The sequence below is a fragment of the Sphingobacterium chungjuense genome (assembly GCF_011316935.1).
Taxonomy (GTDB): Bacteria; Bacteroidota; Bacteroidia; order Sphingobacteriales; family Sphingobacteriaceae; genus Sphingobacterium; species Sphingobacterium chungjuense.
Genome location: NZ_WLYS01000009.1, coordinates 1 through 23,546, shown reverse-complemented (window position 1 = coordinate 23,546; position 23,546 = coordinate 1). Strand labels below are relative to the sequence as shown.

12 protein-coding genes are annotated in these 23,546 nt (G+C 42.6%); 8 read left to right on the top strand and 4 right to left on the bottom strand.

The genetic code is table 11. The annotated features are described in order from the left end of the window. Positions 1-266 precede the first annotated feature (266 nt). Both GKO22_RS15895 and GKO22_RS15890 read left to right on the top strand, forming a co-directional pair. A complete protein-coding gene (locus GKO22_RS15895; protein WP_166336789.1) occupies positions 267-3,401 on the top strand; it encodes a TonB-dependent receptor in 3,135 nt (1,044 codons plus the stop codon). Between the two features lie 369 nt (positions 3,402-3,770). Then, complete coding sequence (locus GKO22_RS15890) at positions 3,771-7,169, top strand: TonB-dependent receptor (protein ID WP_166336787.1); 3,399 nt, start codon at positions 3,771-3,773, stop codon at positions 7,167-7,169. Between the two features lie 74 nt (positions 7,170-7,243). Here the strand turns inward: GKO22_RS15890 and GKO22_RS15885 are convergent, their stop codons facing one another. From GKO22_RS15885 to GKO22_RS15870, 4 genes are all read right to left on the bottom strand, one after another. Next, complete coding sequence (locus tag GKO22_RS15885) at positions 7,244-7,669, bottom strand: GtrA family protein (RefSeq protein WP_166336785.1); 426 nt, start codon at positions 7,667-7,669, stop codon at positions 7,244-7,246. A 187-nt stretch (positions 7,670-7,856) separates the two neighbouring features. Beyond that, entirely contained in the window at positions 7,857-9,482 is a 1,626-nt protein-coding gene (locus tag GKO22_RS15880) for an ABC-F family ATP-binding cassette domain-containing protein (RefSeq protein ID WP_166336783.1), read from the bottom strand. Positions 9,483-9,705: 223 nt separating this feature from the next. Next, entirely contained in the window at positions 9,706-11,391 is a 1,686-nt protein-coding gene (locus tag GKO22_RS15875; protein WP_166336781.1) for a RagB/SusD family nutrient uptake outer membrane protein, read from the bottom strand. 17 nt (positions 11,392-11,408) lie between these two features. Continuing rightward, positions 11,409-14,399 carry a SusC/RagA family TonB-linked outer membrane protein gene (locus tag GKO22_RS15870; protein ID WP_240920343.1) on the bottom strand — a complete coding sequence of 997 codons (2,991 nt, stop codon included), beginning with the start codon at positions 14,397-14,399 and terminating at the stop codon, positions 11,409-11,411. Between the two features lie 318 nt (positions 14,400-14,717). Between GKO22_RS15870 and GKO22_RS15865 the strand changes: the two genes are divergently transcribed. The 6 genes from GKO22_RS15865 (at position 14,718) to GKO22_RS15840 (ending at position 22,308) form a co-directional block, all read left to right on the top strand. After that, positions 14,718-15,326, top strand: a complete 609-nt coding sequence (locus tag GKO22_RS15865; protein WP_166336779.1) for a hypothetical protein — start codon at positions 14,718-14,720, stop codon at positions 15,324-15,326. A 54-nt stretch (positions 15,327-15,380) separates the two neighbouring features. Then, complete coding sequence (locus GKO22_RS15860) at positions 15,381-15,695, top strand: hypothetical protein (protein WP_166336777.1); 315 nt, start codon at positions 15,381-15,383, stop codon at positions 15,693-15,695. 125 nt (positions 15,696-15,820) lie between these two features. After that, on the top strand, positions 15,821-16,345 hold the full coding sequence (locus tag GKO22_RS15855; protein WP_166336775.1) for a sigma-70 family RNA polymerase sigma factor: 525 nt from the start codon (positions 15,821-15,823) through the stop codon (positions 16,343-16,345). A 117-nt stretch (positions 16,346-16,462) separates the two neighbouring features. Further along, complete coding sequence (locus GKO22_RS15850) at positions 16,463-17,590, top strand: FecR family protein (RefSeq protein WP_166336773.1); 1,128 nt, start codon at positions 16,463-16,465, stop codon at positions 17,588-17,590. Between the two features lie 20 nt (positions 17,591-17,610). After that, positions 17,611-20,637 (top strand): SusC/RagA family TonB-linked outer membrane protein, encoded by a 3,027-nt coding sequence (locus GKO22_RS15845; RefSeq protein ID WP_166336771.1) that lies wholly within the window; start codon positions 17,611-17,613, stop codon positions 20,635-20,637. Positions 20,638-20,649: 12 nt separating this feature from the next. Further along, complete coding sequence (locus tag GKO22_RS15840; protein WP_166336769.1) at positions 20,650-22,308, top strand: RagB/SusD family nutrient uptake outer membrane protein; 1,659 nt, start codon at positions 20,650-20,652, stop codon at positions 22,306-22,308. Positions 22,309-23,546 lie beyond the last annotated feature (1,238 nt).

Sequence of the window (23,546 nt, the reverse complement as noted above, 5' to 3'; positions counted from 1 at the left end):
GCGATAGTATCGCCATTTTTTTTTCCACATTTTTAAAAAGTCACTTTTTCCATATTGATAATTTGATCGGTATTATTTTAACATATCTTTAACATTTTGGATTGAGTTGTTGTGAATATTTCCAAATTGAAGTCATCCAATTTTCAAAACGTACTTATCCACATGTAAGGATAGTATAAATCTAACATTAAGTTTATGTTAAGCCGTTGATATACTGCTCTCTCTTCTTAATTTTGCGGTGCATTTATTTTATCAAACAACAACTTATGAAGAGATCTTTACTTTTCTTTGCGTTAGTCCTAGCTAGCTATGGTACTATCCAAGCGCAGGTCACGACGAGTAGTGTTACGGGGATTGTAACACAATCATCGGGGCAGGCAACACCAGGTGCTACCATTCGTGCCGTTCACACGCCAACTGGTACTACTTATTCCAGCGCTGCCAACGACGCTGGACGTTTCAACTTAGCCAACATGCGTGTTGGTGGTCCTTACCTTATCGAGGTTACTTATGTAGGGCAAGATCCAGTTGTTTACGAAAATGTATACCTACAATTAGGTCAACCTTTCGTATTAAACGCGGTGTTTGGTGATTCTGCTAGAGCTTTGGAAGCTATCGCAGTAACAGGAACAGGTCAAACTCGTGGATTAAGAACAGGCGCATCAACTACTGTTTCAAAAAGACAGTTAGAAAGCATGCCGACGTTGAGTCGTAGTTTACAAGATTTTACCAGATTGACGCCGCAAGCAAACGGTAACTCTTTTGGTGGAGCAAATAACCGTTATAATAACATCACTATTGATGGTGCTGTTAATAATGATGTATTTGGATTATCTGGTTCAGGTACACCTGGTGGTCAAGCTAGTACACAGCCGATTTCTCTAGATGCAATTCAAGAGATTCAAGTTGTGTTAGCTCCTTATGACGTTACGCAAGGTAATTTCACTGGTGGTGGCGTAAATGCAGTTACAAGATCAGGAACAAATACGGTAGAAGGATCTGTATACTTCTTCGGTCGTAACCAAAATACGATTGGAAAGGATGTTCAAACAAGGTTGAAATCAACAAATTTCAGCGATAATCAATTCGGTTTCCGTGTAGGTGGCCCTATTGTAAAAGATAAGTTATTCTTTTTTGTTAACGGTGAAATGGGCAGACGGACTGCCCCTTTGTTTAACAATGCTGGCGAAGCAGGTTCAGCAATATCGTTAGAGACAGCGGAAAGAATTGCTCAACATACTTTAGATACCTACGGATATGACGTAGGATCTTATGGTCCACAAGATACAGAGACCCAAAACAATAAGATCTTTACTAAGTTGGATTGGAATATTAATTCAAAACACCAACTTTCTGCGAGATACAATTTTATTGACGCCTTTGACGACAACATTAGTAGAAGTGCATCATCTTTTAGATTTGGAAATAACGCATACCGTTTTGCTAATAAACAACACGGGCTAGTTGCGGAATTACGTAGTAATTTTAATAATCAATGGTCGAATAATCTAATTGTTGGGTATACGGCTATCAGAGATAGCCGTGACATTGCAGGAAATCTCTTCCCGCAAATCACCATTCGTAATATAGACGGCGTTTCTGGAAACACAGCCGATCTTGGTACACAACGCAGTTCGGCCGCAAACTCACTTAATCAAAATATTTTTGAGTTTACGAACAATGTGAAATGGAATGTTGGTAATACTACCTTCACTTTCGGAACGCATAATGAGTTTTTTACCTTTGAAAATGTTTTTATCAATAATGCTAATGGATACTGGCAGTTTAATAATCTAAATGATTACTTAGCAAATCGTCCTTCTCAATTTGAAGCTACTTATTCTAAAGTTGAAGGAGATAATGCTCCTGCAGCTAGTTTCTCGGCTGCACAGTTAGCTCTTTATGCACAGGGTGAATCTGAAGTTGCGCAAAACTTGAAGTTAACTTATGGTCTTCGTGTGGATGTGCCAATTATCGGTGATAAACCGGGAAGAAATAATGCTATCGAAGCATCTTTCCCAGGTTATCGTACGGATAGAACGCCTAGTGGCAAAGTGTTATTTGCGCCACGTGTTGGATTTAACTATGATGCGATGGGCGATCGTTCTATTATCCTCCGTGGTGGTGCCGGTATTTTTACAGGACGTGTACCATTTGTGTGGTTGTCTAATCAGTTTTCTAATGATGGCTTAATGTTCGGTAGCGTTTTTGCCAATACGGCTGCTACTATTAATGGTGGTAGAGGTTTTGTTCCAACTACAGAAAACTTACAAGACCTTGGGCCAAGCAGATCTACTGCTGAGGTCAACTTAATTTCAGAGGACTTTAAAATCCCTCAAGTAGCTCGTTTTAATTTGGCAGCAGATTTTACATTGCCATATGGCATCGTGGCTACGGTAGAAGGTATTTACTCTAAAACCATTAACAATATTGTCTATTCTAACTTGAATGTGTCCGAATCTGTAGCGCCTATTGCACCAGGTCTTTCTGGTGGAGCTGATCAGAGACCATCATATGGAGGACGTCGAGTTAATACGGATGATTTTACTAATGTAATCTTGATTGACAATACTAATAAGGGGTATACTTATAGTTTGACAGGTCAATTACAAAAGAATTTCAGTAATGGCTTTAATGCGATGTTTGCCTATACTTATGGACGTGCTAGATCAGTAAACGATGGCGCGAGCAGTACAGCTTTTTCTAACTGGCAATTTGTTCAAATGGTGGATAATCCAAACAACCCACCATTGGCAAACTCAAACTTTGATTTGCGTCATCGCTTAGTAGGTAATGCTGGTTATACCGTAAATTATGGGCGTGATAATCTGTTCGCAACATCAATCAATATCTTTTACGCTGGAAGATCAGGAAGTCCATTTACTTACTTGTATAATGGTGATGTGAATGGTGATGGCGGTAACAGTAATGATTTGTTGTACGTGCCAAATAGCGCTGCAGAGATCAACTTGCTTCCTATCAGTAATAGTAGTGGTCAAGTAACTGCAACACCTGCACAACAGTGGGAAGCATTAAATGCTTACATCGATCAAGATGCGTACTTAAGTAAAATGAGAGGTCAGTACGTAGAACGTAACGGAGCAACTATGCCTTGGCAGCACCAATTTGATCTACGTATCGCACAGGACATTGGCGGTATGTTTAGAAATACGAAAAACAGAATACAGTTAACTATCGATATCTTCAATGTAGGTAATCTATTAAATAAAGATTGGGGAAGAAGCAACTTTATTACGAACGATGCTTACCAATTGATCAGTTACAATAGAACTGCTGGTGGTTACACTTTTTCTGCGCCAACAGATAATCGTCCGTATACCTTATCTAACCTAGCGTCAAGATGGCAAGGACAATTCGGTATTCGTTATATCTTCAACTAATAGTCGAATCGTTGATACTTTCAAATCCCCGAGCAATCGCTCGGGGATTTTTGTGTTTTAAAAGGTGCTGATATTGTTGGTGTGAGCTCAATAAAAGTTCTACAAATTTGTGTAATTGTGGAATTAAACTATAGTTTGTATGCAATTCCTCTAATGCTTTATGTGTTTCTTTAATTGTTTTATAAATCGAACCAAAGTTAATATTTAGTTAATATTTAATCTTTTATTAATTATTATTTTTTCAGTCGAAATTATATTTACTTTTAATAGTGCTTTCAAAGATAGTTCTTCTGCATGGTATTATTTGGGTAATACTTATTGGGGTATTTATCACTAAACGAGCAATAGATAATAATTACAAACTAAATTATGAAGAGATGTTTACCTTTCTTTGCCTTAGTTCTAGCAAGCTATGGCACTGTCCAAGCGCAGGTTACAACAAGTAGTATTACGGGTATGGTAACCCGATCATCGGGACAGGCAACACCAGGTGCTACCATTCGTGCCGTTCACACGCTATCTGGAACAACTTATTCCAGTGCTGCGAATGACGCCGGACGTTTCAATCTAGCAAACATGCGTGTCGGTGGTCCTTATCGTATCGAGGTTACGTATGTTGGGCAAGATCCTGTCATTTACGAAAATGTATACCTACAGTTAGGTCAACCTTTCGTGTTAAACGCCGTGTTTACCGATGGTAGTAGGAATATTGAAGAAGTCGCAATCGCAGCTGGCCAGCGTATCAATACTGCACGCACGGGCGCTTCGACTAGTGTAGGACTAAAGCAATTAAATGAATTACCGCAGGTCAATCGAAGTGTGACAGAGTTTACGCGACTTACACCACAGGCAAATGGCAACTCATTTGCGGGTCGTGACGCGCGTTACAACAACTTACAAATCGACGGTGCAAACTTCAATAACGGTTTTGGTTTGAGTACTAACCCATTGCCGGGCGGTAATTCGCAACCGATCTCTCTGGATGCCATTGAAGAAATTAGTGTGAACATCGCTCCGTTTGATGTGACACAATCAGGTTTCACAGGTGCGGGCATTAATGCAGTTACTCGCAGCGGGACGAATAGAGTGGAAGGTTCCGCTTATTACTTTTTACAAAATCAAGATCTGCAGGGAAGGCGAATAGGGGATGTTACTATAGAACGAATTGATGCTGCTAAACGTAATTATGGATTTAGACTAGGTGGGCCCATTCTCAAAGACAAATTATTTCTTTTTGTAAACGCAGAGCGAGAAGAAGCTACCGGCGGGAATGCTTCTGGTTCAAATCGTTGGCGTGCTTCTGAAAACGGTCTAGCTGTACCCGAAGAAAATATTGCCAGAACAACGCGAAGCGATTTGGAAGCGGTTCGTGCGCATCTGATCAATCAATGGGGTTGGGATCCAGGTCGTTATGAAGGATATGCCGAAGAAGCTCGAGAATCAAGTACCAAATTTTTGGCTCGAGTAGATTGGAATATCGATGAAAGACATAAATTGGCCGTTCGTTATAATCAAGTTGTTGGATCATCGATGCAAGGTGCCAATGGAAATTCAGGGCCATTTCCTCGAAGTCAGACCGGGCGGATCAGTCAAAATTCGATAACGTTTGAAAACGGAAATTATGCCTTTAGGAATGTTGTACGATCGCTAACTGCTGAATTGAATAGTAATCTTAATGCTAGGCTGAACAATCAATTTCTAGCAACATATACGCGTATTCAAGATACACGTACCACGCCAAGCAATCAGCTATTTCCTTTCGTAGATATAGGAGATGGTACACATAGCAATACTAATTCTCCATATCAAAACTACATGAGTTTTGGCACAGAACTATTTTCTTATAACAATGATGTCATTAATAATAACTATTCGTTTATCAATAACTTAACCCTATCAGCTGACAGGCACACTTTCACTTTTGGTGCAGCTTTTGAAATTCAAAATTTCGGCAACAGCTTTACTAGAATGGGTACATCTTATTATAGATATGCTTCCGTAGAAGATTTCTTATCGACAGGCAGCCCGAATGAAATCGCCCCAATCATGTTTGGATTAACATATCCATACGAAGGACAGGATACTTACTCACGCATTAATTTTGGCTTAGCCTCACTATATGCACAAGATCGGTGGACAGCAACTGATCAACTAACCATTACATATGGCGTTCGAGCAGAGTTGCCTATTTATATGAATAGTTTGACTCCAAACCCATCTATTGATGCCATGCGTTTAGTAGATGTGAATGGTATGCCAACGAATTACAATTCAGGTTTATGGCCAAAATCACAATTGCTGGTATCTCCTCGTTTTGGTGTGAATTATGATGTGTTCGGCGATCGTAGTTTAGTGCTTCGTGGTGGTACTGGTTTCTTCTCAGGACGTGTACCTTTTGTATGGCTAACCAATATGCCTACTGGTGCTGGCGTACTGCAAAATACGATCGAACCAGGATCGTATGCTGATGTGGCAGGTTGGATCGGTAATGTACGATTTAATCCGGATCCATATTATCATTTAAATAATGTACCACAAGGTGCGGAAAATGTCTTTATAAGTACACCTAGAGAAGGGGCTCCAAGCTCTTTTGCGTTGGTGGATCGTGATTTTAAAATGCCCATGGTGTGGCGTACCAGTGTTGGTGGGGATTACAAGATACCCAATACTCCGGTTACGCTAACAGGAGACTTCTTGTACACCAGAGACATTAATGCTGTATTCCAATTTGGTGCAAATAGAGCGTCTTCAAATACATTTCTAAATTATGGATCATCCGGTGAAGAAGGTGACTTTGGCGATAATAGAACTTTCTATCCAAATGGCGTTCAACGATTCAATCCACTGATCGGTGCTAATAATGCGACCGTACTTACGAATACCAATGTCAAAGGACATGCGCTAAGCGCTACAATAGGATTAAATGTGCCCTATTTTCAGGGATTTAGCGGCGGTATTTTTTATACGTACTCTGATGCCCGAGAGGTAAGTGCTAATGCTGGATCTAGTGCCAGCTCGGCATGGGGCGGATCTCCAAATATTAACGGTCCAAATGATCAGATTTTACATCCATCGGCTTTTGCCATTCCGCATCGTTTGGTCGGAAATCTGAGCTATAGGTATGAATATGCGAACTCATTGGCTACCACGGTGGGAATAGTTTACACAGGATCATCCCAAGGTCGATTCTCTTATGTTTATACATCATTCATAAATGGCGATGGTGCTAGTAATGATCTAATTTACTTGCCGCGCGATCTAAACTCTTTAAACTTTGTAGATCGTGTGAACGCAAATGGTCAATTATTGTTCACTGCAGAAGAACAACGCGAAGCGTTGAGTCTATTTATAGCAGAGAACGGTTTAGAGAAATATAATGGTGGTTACATGCCAAGGAACGGTTTTTTAATGCCGTGGTTAAATCGATTTGATGTGCGCGTCTTGCAAGATATCTATACGAATATTGGTCCTCGTAGACATACGTTACAGTTAAGTGCCGAGGTCATTAATTTCGGTAATTTAATTAGTAAAAGTTCGGGTGTACAAAGTCGGCTTAATAATGCACAATTTTTGTATGGAAATAATGTAATTCCTGGCGTAAACAATCAAGGACAACCAGTTTTAAATACCCAAAGGACGCCACAGTCTGGTATTCCAGAATTTAATATGAATGTGATTAATGGGGAGCTACCAACTACGCCATTTCAGAATGCAAGTACTTTGGGAACTACTTGGCAGATGCAATTAGGTATTCGATATATTTTCTAAATTTTAGTGCTATGCTTACTACCACTATTCCCGACATATATAGATGGGGGTAGTGGTATTTTGTAGATAATGCGCTAAAACTTCTTGCTAAACGTAAACTTCCGCTGTGCGAGGTAACTGTATATGGTGATGAGCGAAGTACATAGCACCTGTGATGGCGTCGGATACCAGTGCAATAACTCGACAAACAATTTGAGTAGGAAATAATTCAAGACCAACGATCCCATATTGGTAGCAAAATAGCGAAGTAGCCGATTACCAAATTTCGGTGCGTGTTCATTTTGCTTAAATACGAAAAAGAAATTAAACAGAAACCCCGTGAAGAAAGTTACTACAAAAGACGTTAATAGCGCAAAGATATAGGGGCTGATGGTAATCAATCCGAGCACTTCTACATTGTTTTTGAAGGTGACATAGTGGAAGATCAGATAAAACAGTGTCCAATTCAGTAAAACATTAAAACCACCAAAGAAAACGTACTTGAATTTCTGGTAATTCAAAAGGTTTACTTTTCGATTTCTGACGGATATCGAAACATCTGTATCCGAAATATACCGTTTTAAAGATTTTAGCTTGCTATCGTTGGAGTTCATCAAGGCACTAAGATAACGACCCTATCACAAAAAAACACCCTCGATGAATAGAAATTTATCGAGGGTGTTTTAAAATACGTGATTGGGTCAGGTATTATTTATACATTTCTTCGCGCTGTGCTTGCACTACTTCCGACTGAATGTACTCATCGTAAGACATCAATTTGTCGATGATGCCGTTTGGCGTCAATTCAATCACACGATTCGCTACCGTTTCGGTCAACTCATGATCTCGCGAAGTGAATAAAACAGAACCCTTAAAATCTGTCATACCGTTATTTAATGCTGTGATTGATTCCAAATCCAAGTGGTTGGTTGGCTCATCAAACATCAAGAAGTTAGCGCCTTGCAACATCATACGAGAGAACATACAACGCATTTTTTCTCCTCCGGAAAGTACAGAACATTTCTTCAGTACCTCTTCGCCAGAGAATAACATTTTGCCCAAGAAACCACGGATAAACTGTTCGTCAGAATCTGGACGCGTTGAGTACGTTCTCAACCAGTCCACCAAATTTTCCTTGCTGCCTTCGAAGAAATCAGCATTATCAATCGGCATATCTGCTGGCGTAATCGTAACACCCCATTTGAATTCACCTTTATAATCTTGATCACGACCCGAAAGGATGTCGTAAAAAGCGGAAGTCACTAAGTTGTTTTCTGCCAAGATCGCGATCTTATCGCCTTTGTTGACCATGAAGGAAATGTCTTTGAAAAAGACCTGTCCATCTACTGTTTTGCTCAATCCTTCCACCTGCAAAATTTGATCTCCCGGCTCCCGATCCATGGAGTTGAACATGATAGCAGGGTATTTACGGTTCGACGGTTTGATCTCGTCGATATTGATCTTATCCAAGGCTTTCTTACGAGAAGTAGCTTGTTTGGATTTGGAAGCATTGGCCGAGAAACGACGGATAAATTCCTGCAATTCCTTCACCTTATCTTCCATTTTCTTGTTCTGATCCGAACGTTGTTTCAATGCTAATTGAGAAGATTCGTACCAGAAGGTATAGTTACCCGTGTAGATCGTCATTTTGCTGAAATCGATATCCACAATGTGCGTGCACACCGCATCTAAGAAGTGACGATCGTGGGATACGACTAATACAATTGCTTCGTAAGAAGCTAAGAAATCTTCTAACCAAGCAATGGTTTTGATATCCAAATCATTGGTAGGCTCATCGAGAATCAAGATATCTGGTTTACCAAAAAGGGCTTGTGCTAAGAGCACGCGAACTTTTTCGTTACCATCCAGTTCTTGCACCAATTTGGTATGCTGCTCTTCTCTAATTCCCAAATTGCTTAATAGGGTAGCGGCATTACTTTCGGCATTCCAACCGTCCATCTCTGCGAAAAGACTTTCCAGCTCGCCGGCGCGCTCACCATCCGCATCGGAGAAATCTTCCTTCATGTAGATGGCATCTTTCTCTTTCATGATTTTGTACAAATCCTGATTTCCCATCATCACCGTTTCTAAAACGCTGAATTCGTCAAAAGCATAGTGATCTTGACTAAGTACCGACATGCGCTCACCCGGAGTGAAGGCAACAGAACCCGTCGATGGATCTACCTCACCCGAGATGATTTTTAAAAAAGTAGATTTTCCAGCTCCATTTGCTCCGATAATACCATAACAATTGCCCGGAGTGAATTTTAAATTCACATCCTCAAAAAGTATGCGTTTTCCGAAACGAAGGGAGAGGTTTGATATATTAATCATGAATGATGTATTTTACGTGTTGTAGGAGATTACTCTCCATAAATTATTGTATGCTAAATCGCGTACAAAGGTACGATTAAAATTGCAATTTATTGGTATACTGCGCTCGCTGGATAGCCAGTGATGGGTGTTATCTATTGATAGGATATATTCATGAAAAAATCCTTTCTGAATGGCCAATTCAGAAAGGATTTTAAGTTGTCAAACGATTTTACAAAGTGTATTAATAGCCCGGGTTTTGCTCCAAATTATTGTTGCCTGATATCGCTTCGGTCGGCACTGGAAAGCGATGTAAATGTCGGGAGTTGGACGGTTGATGATCCCACCAAGCTTCCGTAACAAAGGCGTCCCATCGAATCAGATCTGTCCTTCGTCGGCCTTCGCCCAGAAATTCAATACTCCATTCGTCTAAGAAGCGGTATTTGTCGAGATTGGCTACGGTTACTGGATTGGGATCCGCTCCGCCGGTGAAATTTCTTCGACGCACGGCATTAATCAATTCTGCTGCACCCGCAATATCACCGGTTCGCCATTTGCATTCGGCCAGCATATAGTAGATTTCGGCTAACCGAATCGCTGGATTATCTGCCCCCCAACGTAATGTGTTTTCTGCTAAGGTCGGAATGGGCACTTTGACCAATCGCACGCCCGTGTTTTCTTCGCCATTAGCCATCGTAGAAGGCAAATCAGCAATGGTAGGATAACGCTTGCCGGGTCCAACTTCGGAGAATCTACCGACTTGATCTCTGAAGATCAATGGCTGATCACGATATTCTTCGCCACCATTAATCGCACCACCGGTTCGCGTACGATGTGGTCCGTTGATAAACATGCCTTCGTACGTGCCGTTCCCCAAGTATCGATAAGGTCTTTTTCGGAGATCCGTAGCAGCAAATTTTTCGAAAGGCGAACCTAATCTAAATGCTCCAGCATATAGCGTGCTGTCTGGCCGACGAGAAGGTGTTAAGTGTGCCCCATTATTCGCGCCCATATCCTGATCGAAAAATTGCCGCGAATTGTAGTGGTAAAAGTCGGCATAAAACCAGTCGTACTGTAATTTATTGAATTCCGAAGGAATCGACCAGATAATTTCTGGCGATTGATGATTGCTAAATCCATGTGGACCGTGCCAATTCTGATCCAAGGAATAACTACCATGTTGCTGATCGACGATGGCTTGGCAAAGTTGCATGCATTCCTGATACATAGGTTTACCAATGTAAGCTTCCGCATTGAAGTATAGCCTTGCCAACATGCTGACAGCGGCGGCAGCTTTCAGTTCGCCTTGTTCTGCTGCACCGGCTTCTTTGTTGGGTAGGAGTGGAATGGCTGTCTGTAATATCGATTCAATGTGAGCGAACAGTTCTGCATCCGTATTTCGGGGCAAGCTTTCGCCTTCCAGTGTGGTGAATATGGGCATTCCGCCAAAGTAATCGAGTCCGCGTAAGTAGAAGAAAGCAGCCAAGGTATTGAGCTGATTCAGGTGCGCTTGTTTATCGTCTTCGGTCAGCGCAAAACGCGTATAATCCAGTTTCTCCAAATCTGTCTTGGCATCCAGCGCTAGCGCAACGCCCATCAATGTACCGCGCCAACTGCCCCAAATCCAACCTTCATCTTGTGTCCACCGATGGTAGTGATAACGTTCGTTCTCGCCACCATTGTACCAATGTCTGCCTTTTGTGGTGATGGCAAAATTATCTGCGGTGTATTCTTGTAGTCGCCAGCGATCTTCGCCCAGATACCAGCGCGCATGTGTAAATGGACGATTCAGCGCAGCCAAAATATCTTTCTCACTTTGGAAGAAAGTTTCTGGCGTTACTTGACTGTAGAATTCTTGATCTAGCTTGGTACATCCGATCATGAGGCTACTCAAAGTCAGTATCCCTAATACTATATTTTTCGTTTTCATCTATAAATTGCTTTAGGTTAAAAATTAGCTTGTAAGCCAAACATAAAGGTTCTGGTTTTTGGATAGGCATTGCGCTCCTCAAATCCAGGTTCCAATCCGTTGATATTAACCTCGGGATCCAAACCGCTGTATTTGGTGAATACAAATAGATCTCTGCCTGACGCATACAAACGTAAATTGCTCAACGGCTTGATCCAATCTTTTTTGAAGGTGTATCCTAAGCTGATAACATCTATCTTTAAGAAATCGCCTTTTTCTAACCAGTAGTCGCTTAGTTCTTTCTCGCCAACAATATCCCGATGTTCTTCAAAAGCGGTACGCAGTACATTCTGTCCGCGTACATTTGGCAAACTGTAATACATATTAATCATGTTGAAGACATCGTACCCCAGCCAGCTACGCATGTACACACCGGCATCCCAGTTTTTGTAGGCAATGCTGTGATTCCAAGAAAGCTGTACGCGGGGAATTCCATTTCCGATAAATCGCTTGTCGGCTAGCGTCTTGTTGCGCTCCGTTACGTCAAATGCTTCGCCATTTTGATCGTATAACATCCACTGACCATCATCCGTAAAACCAGCATGCTGCCAGATGAAGAATCGGCCAATATCTTCTCCTGGGAATAATCGAACCGCATTTCCTGGCGATCCTGGAGCAGGAAATCCTTTGCGATCAGCAAAAGTCTGGCTTCCCCACAAGGAGTTCAAACGACTACGATTATGTGCAGCGACAAAGGTGGTCGTGTAATTCCAGTCTGCATTGTTGACCACATTATAATTTAGCTCAAATTCTATCCCTTGATTTTGCATATCGCCAATATTCATTTGGGTGCGATCATGAATAGCGGGTGGTTGCGATACGCTAATGTCATAGATCATATCATCAATGAAACGCTTGTAATAATCCACGCGACCAGTCAATTTGTTGTTCAGAATGGTGAAATCCAATCCAATGTTGTATTCCTTCTTCACCTCCCAGCGGATATCTCTATTCTGGTTATGCATTACACCATAGGTTCTATTCCAGTTTCCTGCAAACAACCACCAAGTATCGGCACCATACATTCGTCTAGCCGTATTGGCGCTAAAACCTTCGTTTCCAGTTTCACCGTATCCAGCTCTAAGTTTTAGGTCTTGGATGAAGCCGACATTTTTCATAAATGCTTCTTCGGAGATGCGCCACGCACCGGATATACCGGCAAATGTTCCCCAGCGATTCGCTGGATCAAATTTAGACGAACCTTCATGTCTCACTGTTGCTGTCGCAATGTATCGGTTGTCGAACGAATAATTGGCTCGACCGAAAAAGGCTGCTAGTTTTACCCAAGGGTTTTTGTAGGAACCCATTCCAGCACGGCCATCCGGAAGAAATGTACCCGTTCCGAGATCATGTTCGCGGATACCATCTACCGGGAAGTTAGAGTTGTTTGCATTAAATCCTTGACCGTTAAAATCTTGATAACTATATCCTGCTACGGCATTGAGGTGATGTCTTTCCCAACGATTATCATAGGAGGCAGACCACTCAAAAATACGATCTTCCCAGCGTCCATAATTTTGACTTGCGTAACCGTCGATACCGTTTAAGCGAGATTCCCGATGTTGCGCCGAACGATAAAAGCGTCCGTGCTCACTGTTGCTCTTGATACCAACCGTGGCCGTGGTGGATAGCTGATCGGTAATATTAATTTTCAGCGCGCTATTAGCCAGTAAATAGCGGTATTGGCGCTGATCACTACGTAGCGCGACCTCGGCTAGAGGATTCCAATAATCGTATCCGCCGACAAGTACGTTGTATCCGGTTATATCGGATGTATTGTACGGAGTTTCAGTTGGGTTAAGTACCAAAGCCATATTAAATATGTCGTTGTTGGTGAAGTCAGCATCCACCTGATTGTAGCTGACCTGTGTACTCAGCTCGGCTCTGCCATCGAAAAATTTAAAATTTGAATTAATTCTTCCGCCTAATTCGCCACGCTCGGATCCCATCGCAATAGCTTCTGCTTTCCGTTTAAAGAAAGTGGTATAGACGTTAGCATTTTCCGAACCTCCAGATATGTTCACTACTTGGCGATGTGAAAACGGATTTTTATTCATTACTTCGTCGTACCAATCGGTGCGATGCCCCAAATCTTCTCCCAAACCATACTCCACAAACTCATCTCCGGTAAGTACTTCTGGGCGTCTGCGAACACGCTCGGTAAAGTATTCGGAAGTAAATGTGACGTTTGTTTTTCCAATTTGCGGTCTTTTCGTAGTGATCAAAATCACACCGCCAGAAGCTCGTGTACCATAGATTGCTGCCGCAGATGCATCCCGCAAAACGTTGATGGATTCGATATCTTCCCGTACCACGGAGTTGATATCGCCACCCGGCACACCATCAATCACGACTAATGGTCCTTGCGAAGCGTTGATGGAATTCACACCACGAAGTTGTAGGGACAGGCCAGCATTTGGATCTGTACCATTCGTAGAAGCAACCGTTAATCCGGGTACTTTTCCTTGGATAGCGATGAGCGGTGAAACTGCGCCCGCAATGAGATCTTTCTGTTTGATAACGGATACCGGACTGGTTAAATCCCTGCGATCCAACGATCCGTAACCGACGACGACGACTTCATCTAAGCTGTTGGAATCTTCCACCATTCTTACCGTAATTGCAGATTGGTTTCCGACTAGGACTTCTCTGGATTGATAGCCCATGTAGGTAATCACTAAAATGGCCTCGGTACTGGGCACGCTGATTTCAAAAAATCCGTCGACATTCGTCGTGACTGTTGTGCTAGAACCTTTTAGTTTTACGGTCGCGCCAGAGAGGTTCTCTGTTCCATCAGAATTGGTCACTTGTCCTGTGATGATTTTTTGTTGATTTGGCTCGACAACATGTGTTAGTCTAGATCTTGCATCTGCCTCCAGTGGATTGGAAACGTGGATAGCAAATAGACACATGAATGCCACTTTTGACGCCCCGATGAGGCGGCAATTCATTAAAAGTTTACGATTCATAGGTTTATGTTTATTAGTTGTCCCAAGGTAGGAAAAAATGGATGATATCATCTATTTCAATCGGGCTTTAAGCTAAGCAACGTGGAGTTTAGACGAATTTGTTACACATTGATTAGGGGATGGTGCGCCTTGTTTTTTTTGTAATTTATTGTTTGTTAGTGATTTGAATTGGTTGTTTTTACAGTTATGTACGTGCTACCATTATGTCTGCTTGATCGCAGACATTTACGCCTAGATTGTAAAATACTGGTTTTCGGGGATTGACCTATGCGACTTTCACTGGTAACTTAGTTCTGTATTATTACAAATAAAATCAAGATGAAAAAGCTATTCACAATTTTCATAGTTAGTTTATTATTTGTTGGCTGTTCGAAAGATGATTCTACGCCTATTGCAGATGGTGATTTTGATGAACTTTATGGTGGTAAGCCGTACAAAGGTACGGCACGCGGTGTACGATCGCAGCCCGGTGAGGCAGATTATACATGGAATGGTGAAGGCCGTATAGCCGTCATAGAAGCTACAAACGATTCTGTATCAGTGGTGTTTATGGCAGATTTTGATGATCAAGGAGAGATAAACCTAAAATTCCGAGGGAAGATACATGGATCTGACTTACGGCTAGAAGCAGCCGAGAGCGAAAGTTATTTCGTGATTAGTCAAGAAAAGATAGACGGAAAAATCGAAAATGTGGCACAAAGCATGTTGTTTGACGGAATTTTTCAACGTGGCAAGGCGGATTTGGCCATGAGTATTTATTTCAAACAGACGGATGGTGCATTCCCTGCTGGTTCGACCTTAAACCTGCAGTTGAATACAACTCGCGAAATCCCAACCGAGAATGATGATGATTCTGGTTGTGGGGTACGCGTCGTACCCATTTGGGGACCAAATGGTATGACAATGGGTATGGTTCCTGATTGCTAGGTGCTTTACAATTTGATAATCATCCATCTAGATGTGAAAAATAATATGATTTATATGCGAATATGGGCTATATTATTATTTGTTGCATTGGTAGGCTGTTCCAAAGATTATGATCTTCCTTCCGGCGATTCGGAAGCTCTGACCGGTACTATTTATTATGAAAATTTTGATGGTTTTCTGAAGATTGATCTGGCCACTCGCGTGAAGACATTGCTAACGACTACCGATAACGATTACAATTGGCATATTCCGGCAGATGGCAATACGTACGCTATCGAAGAAGATAATCCAAATGTAATGCCAGTGATTGCACAAAATGAAAATTCTGCAGAACCGCAAAAAGGATTGATGGTTTGGATTCCTAATTAAAAAAGACGTCTATGCAGTAACGATTTGTTCTCTTGAAAGCGTGTCGTTTTTTGGGGTGGTTTTACACAAGGATAACAATTCCTTAAAAATACAATCCTCCAAAAGCCAATACCTTTGCAAGACCTATGAATGAAATACATGCACTGCAATCGGATAACGAGCTTGTCTTTAATAGGATTTACCAAGATTATCATCCGCGCATTTACGGTTTTATCCTGAACCGAACCAAATCCGACTACATGGCGGAAGAGGTCACGCAACTCACGTTTATCAAATTCTGGAAGAGCCGTCATACCTTGAGTCATACACTCGAGATACAGATACAGCTCTTTGGTATGGCTAGGCAGGTGATGATTGATTTGCTGCGAAAAGAGGCGACTCGGTTCAAGTATGAAGGTGATACCGCAGAAACGCCGCTGACCAACTCACTCATCAATGCCATTGAGAGCAAAGATTTATTGCAAATCATAGAAAAAGACATGGAGAATATGCCCAAGATGCGACGGTTGGTTTTTGACCTCAGTCGAAAGCAAGGAATGTCACATCGAGAAATAGCAGACCTATTTTCCATCTCGACCAAAGCGGTCGAAAAACACATCGGAAAGGCTTTAGGCCAATTAAAACAACACCTATATTCTGTAATGCTGTAGCACAATATGCCCTATGTCGAATCCAAGGTATAAGTACAGGTACACCGAATTTTTCAGATCCAGATTAAATAATTGTTAAGGAGATAGGGATGGTGGCTCGAGCCGCGTATTCCTAGTATGAAGTTTAAAAAGAGATCGTCTCCGAAACCGGATCTGACCGATCGCGAACGCCAATTGCGCGCACATCTTTGGAACGATCCCGGGATCGTCGAACGTTTATTTTCTGATTCTGAATGGAAATCGTATACCGACGATGTTTCTCAGTCAGCTATTCCTACGGAGCGAATGTCTGTCGACCTGCAGCAGGCGATTGCGACAGATAGTCAAAATAAAATACGGTCGATTCGTCGCATGCATCGGCGGCAGCAATTAGCGCGATATGCTATTGCGGCAGCGGTACTTCTTTTCTGCGGCGTATTTAGTTGGCGGGTATGGCTTGGCAGTTCGCCGGATATCCAAACGGCTAACCACGTCGCCGAAGTGATGCCGCCACCCGATACGTCGTCCACTGTCTTAGAAAATACAAGTAAAGAATCCCAGCATTTTACCCTTCCCGACGGATCTAGCGTAACGCTTTATGCACAGGCTAAGCTAAGCTACCCTGCCACATTTTCCCCGAGCAGTCGGGAACTGCATTTAGAAGGAAAGGCTTATTTCGATGTAGCTAAAGACGCGGCGAGGCCTTTTAGCGTTTACGCAGGCGCGACGAAAACGACGGCATTAGGTACTTCATTTACCATCAATACAAGCGAAAAAAACAATCGCACATCGGTCATCTTACATAGTGGTAAGGTGGCAGTAGCGCCTATAGCGATGCAGACTGCTATGGCTCGCACCATCTTGAGCAATAAAGGCGAACGAATCTTATTTGATGCAGCATTTCAAGTAATCGCGCACCAAACGCCAAGCGTACAAAAAACGATCAAGGAAGAGGTAGCGAAAGTCGACAAAGCCGCTGCCAAAGTATTCCTAGAAATGGACAATATTCCACTGGCACAAGTCATGACGCAGTTGGGCCATGCGTATGGCAAAGCAATCCATTTTGGGGAGCCATCGCTCCAACAAATTCATTACACGGGTACGGTTGACCTTTCTAAAGAGAAACTCCATGATGTCTTGGCGATCATTTGCTTGATCAATGATCTTCGTTATGTAGAGCAGCAAGATGGATCCTATCTGTTGCTTCGTCAAGCAAAACCTAATGAATCGGAAACTAGCAATACGAATGATACACTAGATCAATAAACCAAACACCTATACTTAACATGTTACACCATTTGCACACATTTCAAAAAGTCATCATACTTTTTGTTCTCTTAGGCGCGACGATCAGTCGAAGCCACGCCCAACAAGTACAAGTTCGAGGCGGTACACAAAATGAATCCGGAGGCTTTTTATCCGGCGTCACTATTGATGCGGTTCATTCCAAAGATGGATTGAGTTATACCACCACGTCCAACAATCAGGGATTATTTTCATTCAGTAATTTGCCTACTGGCGGGCCTTATCACTTTATATTTAACTCGCTCGGTTTTGAGCCAGATACCTTACGTGGTTACCAAATTAGAGCAGGAGAAGTAGTTGCATTAAGCATTAAAATGCGACCAGTCACTACCGCGATCGAAGAAGTAGTTATTGGTTATGGACGACTTTCGCGTAAGGATGTGACCAGCTCGATCACCACCATTGAGGCCGAAAATATGAATGTCGGCGTACTGACATCGCCTGCGCAAATGCTGCAAGGAAAAGTTCCGGGATTGACTATTTCTACGAACAATAGTAATCCCAATGCTACACCATCTGTCAGTTTACGTGGTGCATCCACGCTACGAACAGGTGAAGCGATGGAACCTTACTATGTGATCGACGGGGTTCCGGGCGCTTCACTGGCATTAGTAGCGCCAGATGACATCGCCAGCATCAATGTGCTTAGAGATGCGTCTGCGACCGCAATTTATGGTTCTAAAGCAGCCAACGGTGTCATCATCGTCACGACCAAACGCGGCAAAGCTGGCCAAACTGATATTTCTTACAATGGCTATGTGGCAATGGATAAAGTAGCCCGTCGCTACGAAATGATGAATGGGGAGCAATACCGTCGTTTCGTCGATGAAAACAACTTCAGTATGGAACCTACGGACGATCTGGGTGCCGATACGGATTGGCAAAAGGAAGTAGAACGAACCGGTGTATCCAACAATCACAATATTTCATTATTGGGTGCTACCGATCGTACACAATACAACGCCAGTATCAATACGTTTCAGAACAACGGCGTGATTAAAGGTACCGATATGGGGCGTCAGATTGCGCGTGGTTTTGTGCAGACCAAAGCACTGAGCGATCGGTTAACCGCTTCGTTCAACGTCAATGCCAGTATTACCAAGCAAAACGATGTACTTGCGCTTGGCGATGGGTTGAGTGTGTATGATGCGATGTATTACTATTTACCGGTTTCTCCGATGCGTCGCGAAGATGGATCATGGTTTGAGAAAACCGATCGCTCGCAATACGTCAACCCCGTGTCATTGATCGAGGAAAATACGAATTTCACCAAAACAAAAGTCTTGCAGACGCATGCGCGTTTAGGGTATCAGCTATTTTCTGGTTTAACCTACAATTTGGATCTTTCCATGCAAAACCGGCAGTTTAACCCTTCGCAATACTATACCAGCAAATCGATGGCCACCCGCAATCAAAACGGTCGTTCGATCCGCGCAGCGGTAGAAGATGAACGTAAAGTGATGGAGATGAATTTGAATTATGAGAAAACATTTAATGAGCTCCATAAGCTGAATGCACTTGCAGGATATTCTTGGGAAGAAAATAATAATAATGATGGTTTTCAGCTCACCACGTCCGATTATTACGATGATGGTCTAGGATATTACAATCCCGGTATGGCCAATGTGGTCGACTTGCAGGGGTTTGGGAATTATTACCTGTCTACACTAAGAATGATCTCTTTTTATGGCCGATTGAACTACACGTACGATAGCAAATATATCTTCCAAGCAATGGTACGCCGTGATGGTTCATCCGCATTTGGTGCCAATAATCGTTGGGCAACATTTCCATCTATTTCTGCTGCATGGCGCCTTTCCGAAGAAAACTTCGTACAAGACCTAGGCATTTTTAATGACTTGAAAGTGCGTGCTGGTTATGGTGTAAGTGGTAATTCATTAGGATTTGATGTGTTCACAGCGCGCCGTGTGTATGGAGCTACATCCAGCTTCTACACGGATGCCAATGGGCGCGATCTTCGTACGTTAGCTGCCTTACGCAATGCAAATCCTGATTTGAGATGGGAACGCACCGGCATGCTCAATCTGGGGTTGGATTTCGCCATCTTGGACAATAGGTTGAGTGGTACATTAGAATATTACACCAAGAATACGACAGACTTAATATACGATTACGCGGTATCGACTACAAAATACCTGTATAGCTCATTAACCGCAAATGTGGGTGAGATCAATAATCGTGGTTTAGAGCTTACGCTAAACTTCGCGCCGTTGCGCACAGGAAGTTTGCGCTGGAACACCGATATCGTGGCCTCACACAATCGAAACGACGTGACGCGCATATCGAATCAAGAATTTTCGACGGCATATATCGACTTGGCAAATCTTGGCGGAGCCGGACAAAGTAATGCTTTTCAGCAGCGCTTGATGGAAGGTGCACCTATCGGACAGTTCTATACTTGGGAATGGGCTGGCTACAACGAAGATGGTATTTCCACGTTTTACGAACGCGATGCGCAAAGTGGTGAACGTACTGGTAACACCACGATTACGCCAGTGAATAAAGATCGTGCAGGGACAGGCACAGCACAACCGAGTTATACCTTGGGCTGGAATAATAACTTTCAGTATCGTGGCTTCGCCTTGACGGGAATGTTTCAAGGCGTGTTTGGCCATCAAATCATGAATGCGACGCGTGCACGCCACTCTAACGTAGTCGGTAATGCCGGTCAAAAAAATCTACTAGCTAGCGTGTTTGAGACCGAACGCATGACAGATATCAACGCGCATTATTTATCTGATCGTTATTTGGAGAAAGGGGATTACCTCCGTTTAGCATACCTCACCTTGGCTTACCAAATACCGACTAGTGGTACATCGATCAAGAATCTCCGCGTTTACGCGACGGTAAATAATGTATTCACACTTACCGGATACAAAGGAATAGATCCTGAAGTGGATCTAGGTGGCCTGATGCCTGGTATCGATAACCGTCAAACCTATCCACGTACACGTACTTGGATGTTTGGTCTAAACTTTAACTTATAATCTGAATCAATCATGAAATTACCTTTTTTCCATATTTCTATACTACTATCTGGTGCGGTGGGTGCGGCTTTATTGTTGTCGTCTTGCACAGATCTGGATGTAGATATTAAATCACAATACACCGAGTTTCCAACTACGGAACGCGCTGCTGAAGCGATTTCTGCTGATGTATATGCGGCATATCGTAGCGCCATGGGCAATAATCATTGGATGGTGCAAACGCTGTCTTCTGATGAGGCGGTCAGTTTGGCGATAGGAACGGATTATTACGATGGCGGCCGTTTTCGCGAGTTGCATGTGCATAATTGGACTCCAGATAATGCACTTTTGCCCACAATCTGGAATGGTGCCATGTCTGGCATCAACCTCGCCAATAATGTACTCGCTATCTTCAATGACGACGAGAGCGAAAACGCCGCACCTATGCGCGCCATGAGAGCTTACTTCTATTTTATACTAATGGATAATTTTGGTGCGGCTCCGCTGATCGTTTCTAAGGTAGATCAGATACCCGAACGCACTTCTCGTGCCGAGATCTGTCGCTTTATTGAGTCCGAATTATTAGCGGTACGCGAACGCTTGCCAGTTGCGGTTTCCGCAGCTACGTATGGCAAAGCGACGCGACACATGGCCGATGCGTTATTGGCGAAGCTCTATCTGAATTGGGGCGTATATACTGCCAATGATGTAGCCACCTACAACCCCGCGATGCCGAATGAGAAGTTGAATGAAGTGGTCGCTTTCTGTGACGAAATCATTCAGTCTGGGCAATTTAATCTGAGCAGCCATCGTTTTCTCGAAAAGTTCAGACCAGATAATGGCCCGCAAATCAAAGACTTTATTTTTGCGATGCCTTTTGATCGGGAGAAGCAGCAGGGGATGACCTATGCCCGTTTTTGGATACATCGCAGTAGTCAAAATCAATTTGCACCGCTACCGCAAAGTGTGGGCGGTACATTTAGAGTGTTACCAGCCTTTTTAGATAAATTTAATTTGCCCGGTGATGAGCGTAATGCTTCGTACATGGGCGGTTTGCAATATTATTGGTCGGATTACGCACCAGATCTTACCCGACCATTCTTAATCAGAACTTCTAAAAAAGGCATCGACCAGGATTACACCGGTGCTGATGCCGATGTGGTGTTTGACTGGCACATGGAAACCTCGAGAGAAATCACCTTACGTCCTGATGGTGGCTCCACCTTAAATGCGGGAAATGATCAAAAAGGAAGATCAATGGGCTATCGCTCTTTAAAATTCTATATGGATGTCAATGTAACGGCTGCCAATCAGCGTAGCCAAAGTAATGATGTACCGATCTTTCGATACGCCGACGTATTGTTGATGAAAGCAGAAGCGATCCTTCGTGGTGCCGTACCTACACAGGGAGAAACGCCACAATCACTGATCAACCAAATCCGTACGTACGTGAAAGCGCCAAACCTGGCGCAGCAACCAACATTAGCTGAATTACTGGATGAGCGCGGGCGTGAATTTGCGGATGAGTCGTGGAGACGAAATGATCTGATCCGATTCGGCTTGTTTGAGCAAGATTGGGGCTTCAAATCGCTTTATTCCGCAGGCTATAATGAGTATTTCCGTCGCATATTTCCTATTCCGCGTCCGGTAATGGAGGTCAATACCAATTGGACACAAAACAACGGGTATTAGGATCTGCAAATCGCTATGAAAAGAAGAGATTTTAGGAAAAGTACACTAGGCACGGCGCTGAGCGCCGTGCCTAGCGATCGTGCAGCTGGTGAATGGCATGACTAAAACTTCCGATCATCTGAAAAGTGTGGATATCGATGGGCGGATACGATTTGCACTTTGTCGCGGCAAGCGATTGGGTGTGCAATGTATTGATTATCAAGGGTATTTTCTGTATGAGACTATTATAGCGAAGTAATTGCAATAGAATGAGCAGAAGCAGCATGGCGTTTTTTTTTAACTTTCGCACCGTACAAAAAAGTCCTTCATCTCTTGATGATGGACTTTTTTGTAGTTCTATTTCAATGCCAGCCCTGTGTATCTAAGAGTCACTAGACATTGCCCAAAAGTTCGCGCAAGTCTCGCCAAAAATAAGGCATTTTTTAGTGTTTCTACGTACAGTTTCGGTATAGTACCGATACTGTACTAATACATAAAATGGCTATGTGAGTTACACTAGCAATACACTAACGATACGTGACAGGTTAAGTAGACGGCAATCTATCGGCAATTAGTCTATAAGTAGTTGGCGATTCCAATCACTATTATCTTTTTTTACGAAAAATACCAGTGTTTTGTCCAATAGGGCTCGCAGTTGGAAAGGTCGGTTTTTGGATATGGTTGCCCTAGGTATACCGCCTTATATTCCAAACTGCCTATCAAATAGTGATTTAACGGAGCCGATTCAAAGGTTATACTATTTCATATTTACTTGATTTTCCGTTTTCAAATCCTACATGTCGCACTTTCCGAAAGCAACATATAGTAGATTGACTAGCCTTTCATGGCTACAGCAGTCGATAGCAGTAGTCAATGCGATCGAGTTTTCACAGCCGATTGGCTTTCTTTTTCCAAAGCTATCTACGGGCTTTCACAAAACTGATGTTTTGATGTACATCCTATTCCTGAATATCTATGGAAATATAATTTTGGAAGTCAAATGATTTCAGCAAGCACTTTAGCGGTTTCCTCTACTTTGTGTTCGAGCGTAGTTAAACCATCATTTTTTTTTCATTAAATGCAGGGGTGGTCTTAAAGATACTCGTATAGAAAAGTTAGATTAAAAAAAATTCAGCATCAATTGATCAGTTTTTCTATTTTTTTATGAAAAGACATAAAAATAATTGTAAAATAATCGATAATAAAACATTTTATGTTCATTTATTATATAAAAGTTATTTTTTTACTCATAAATAATC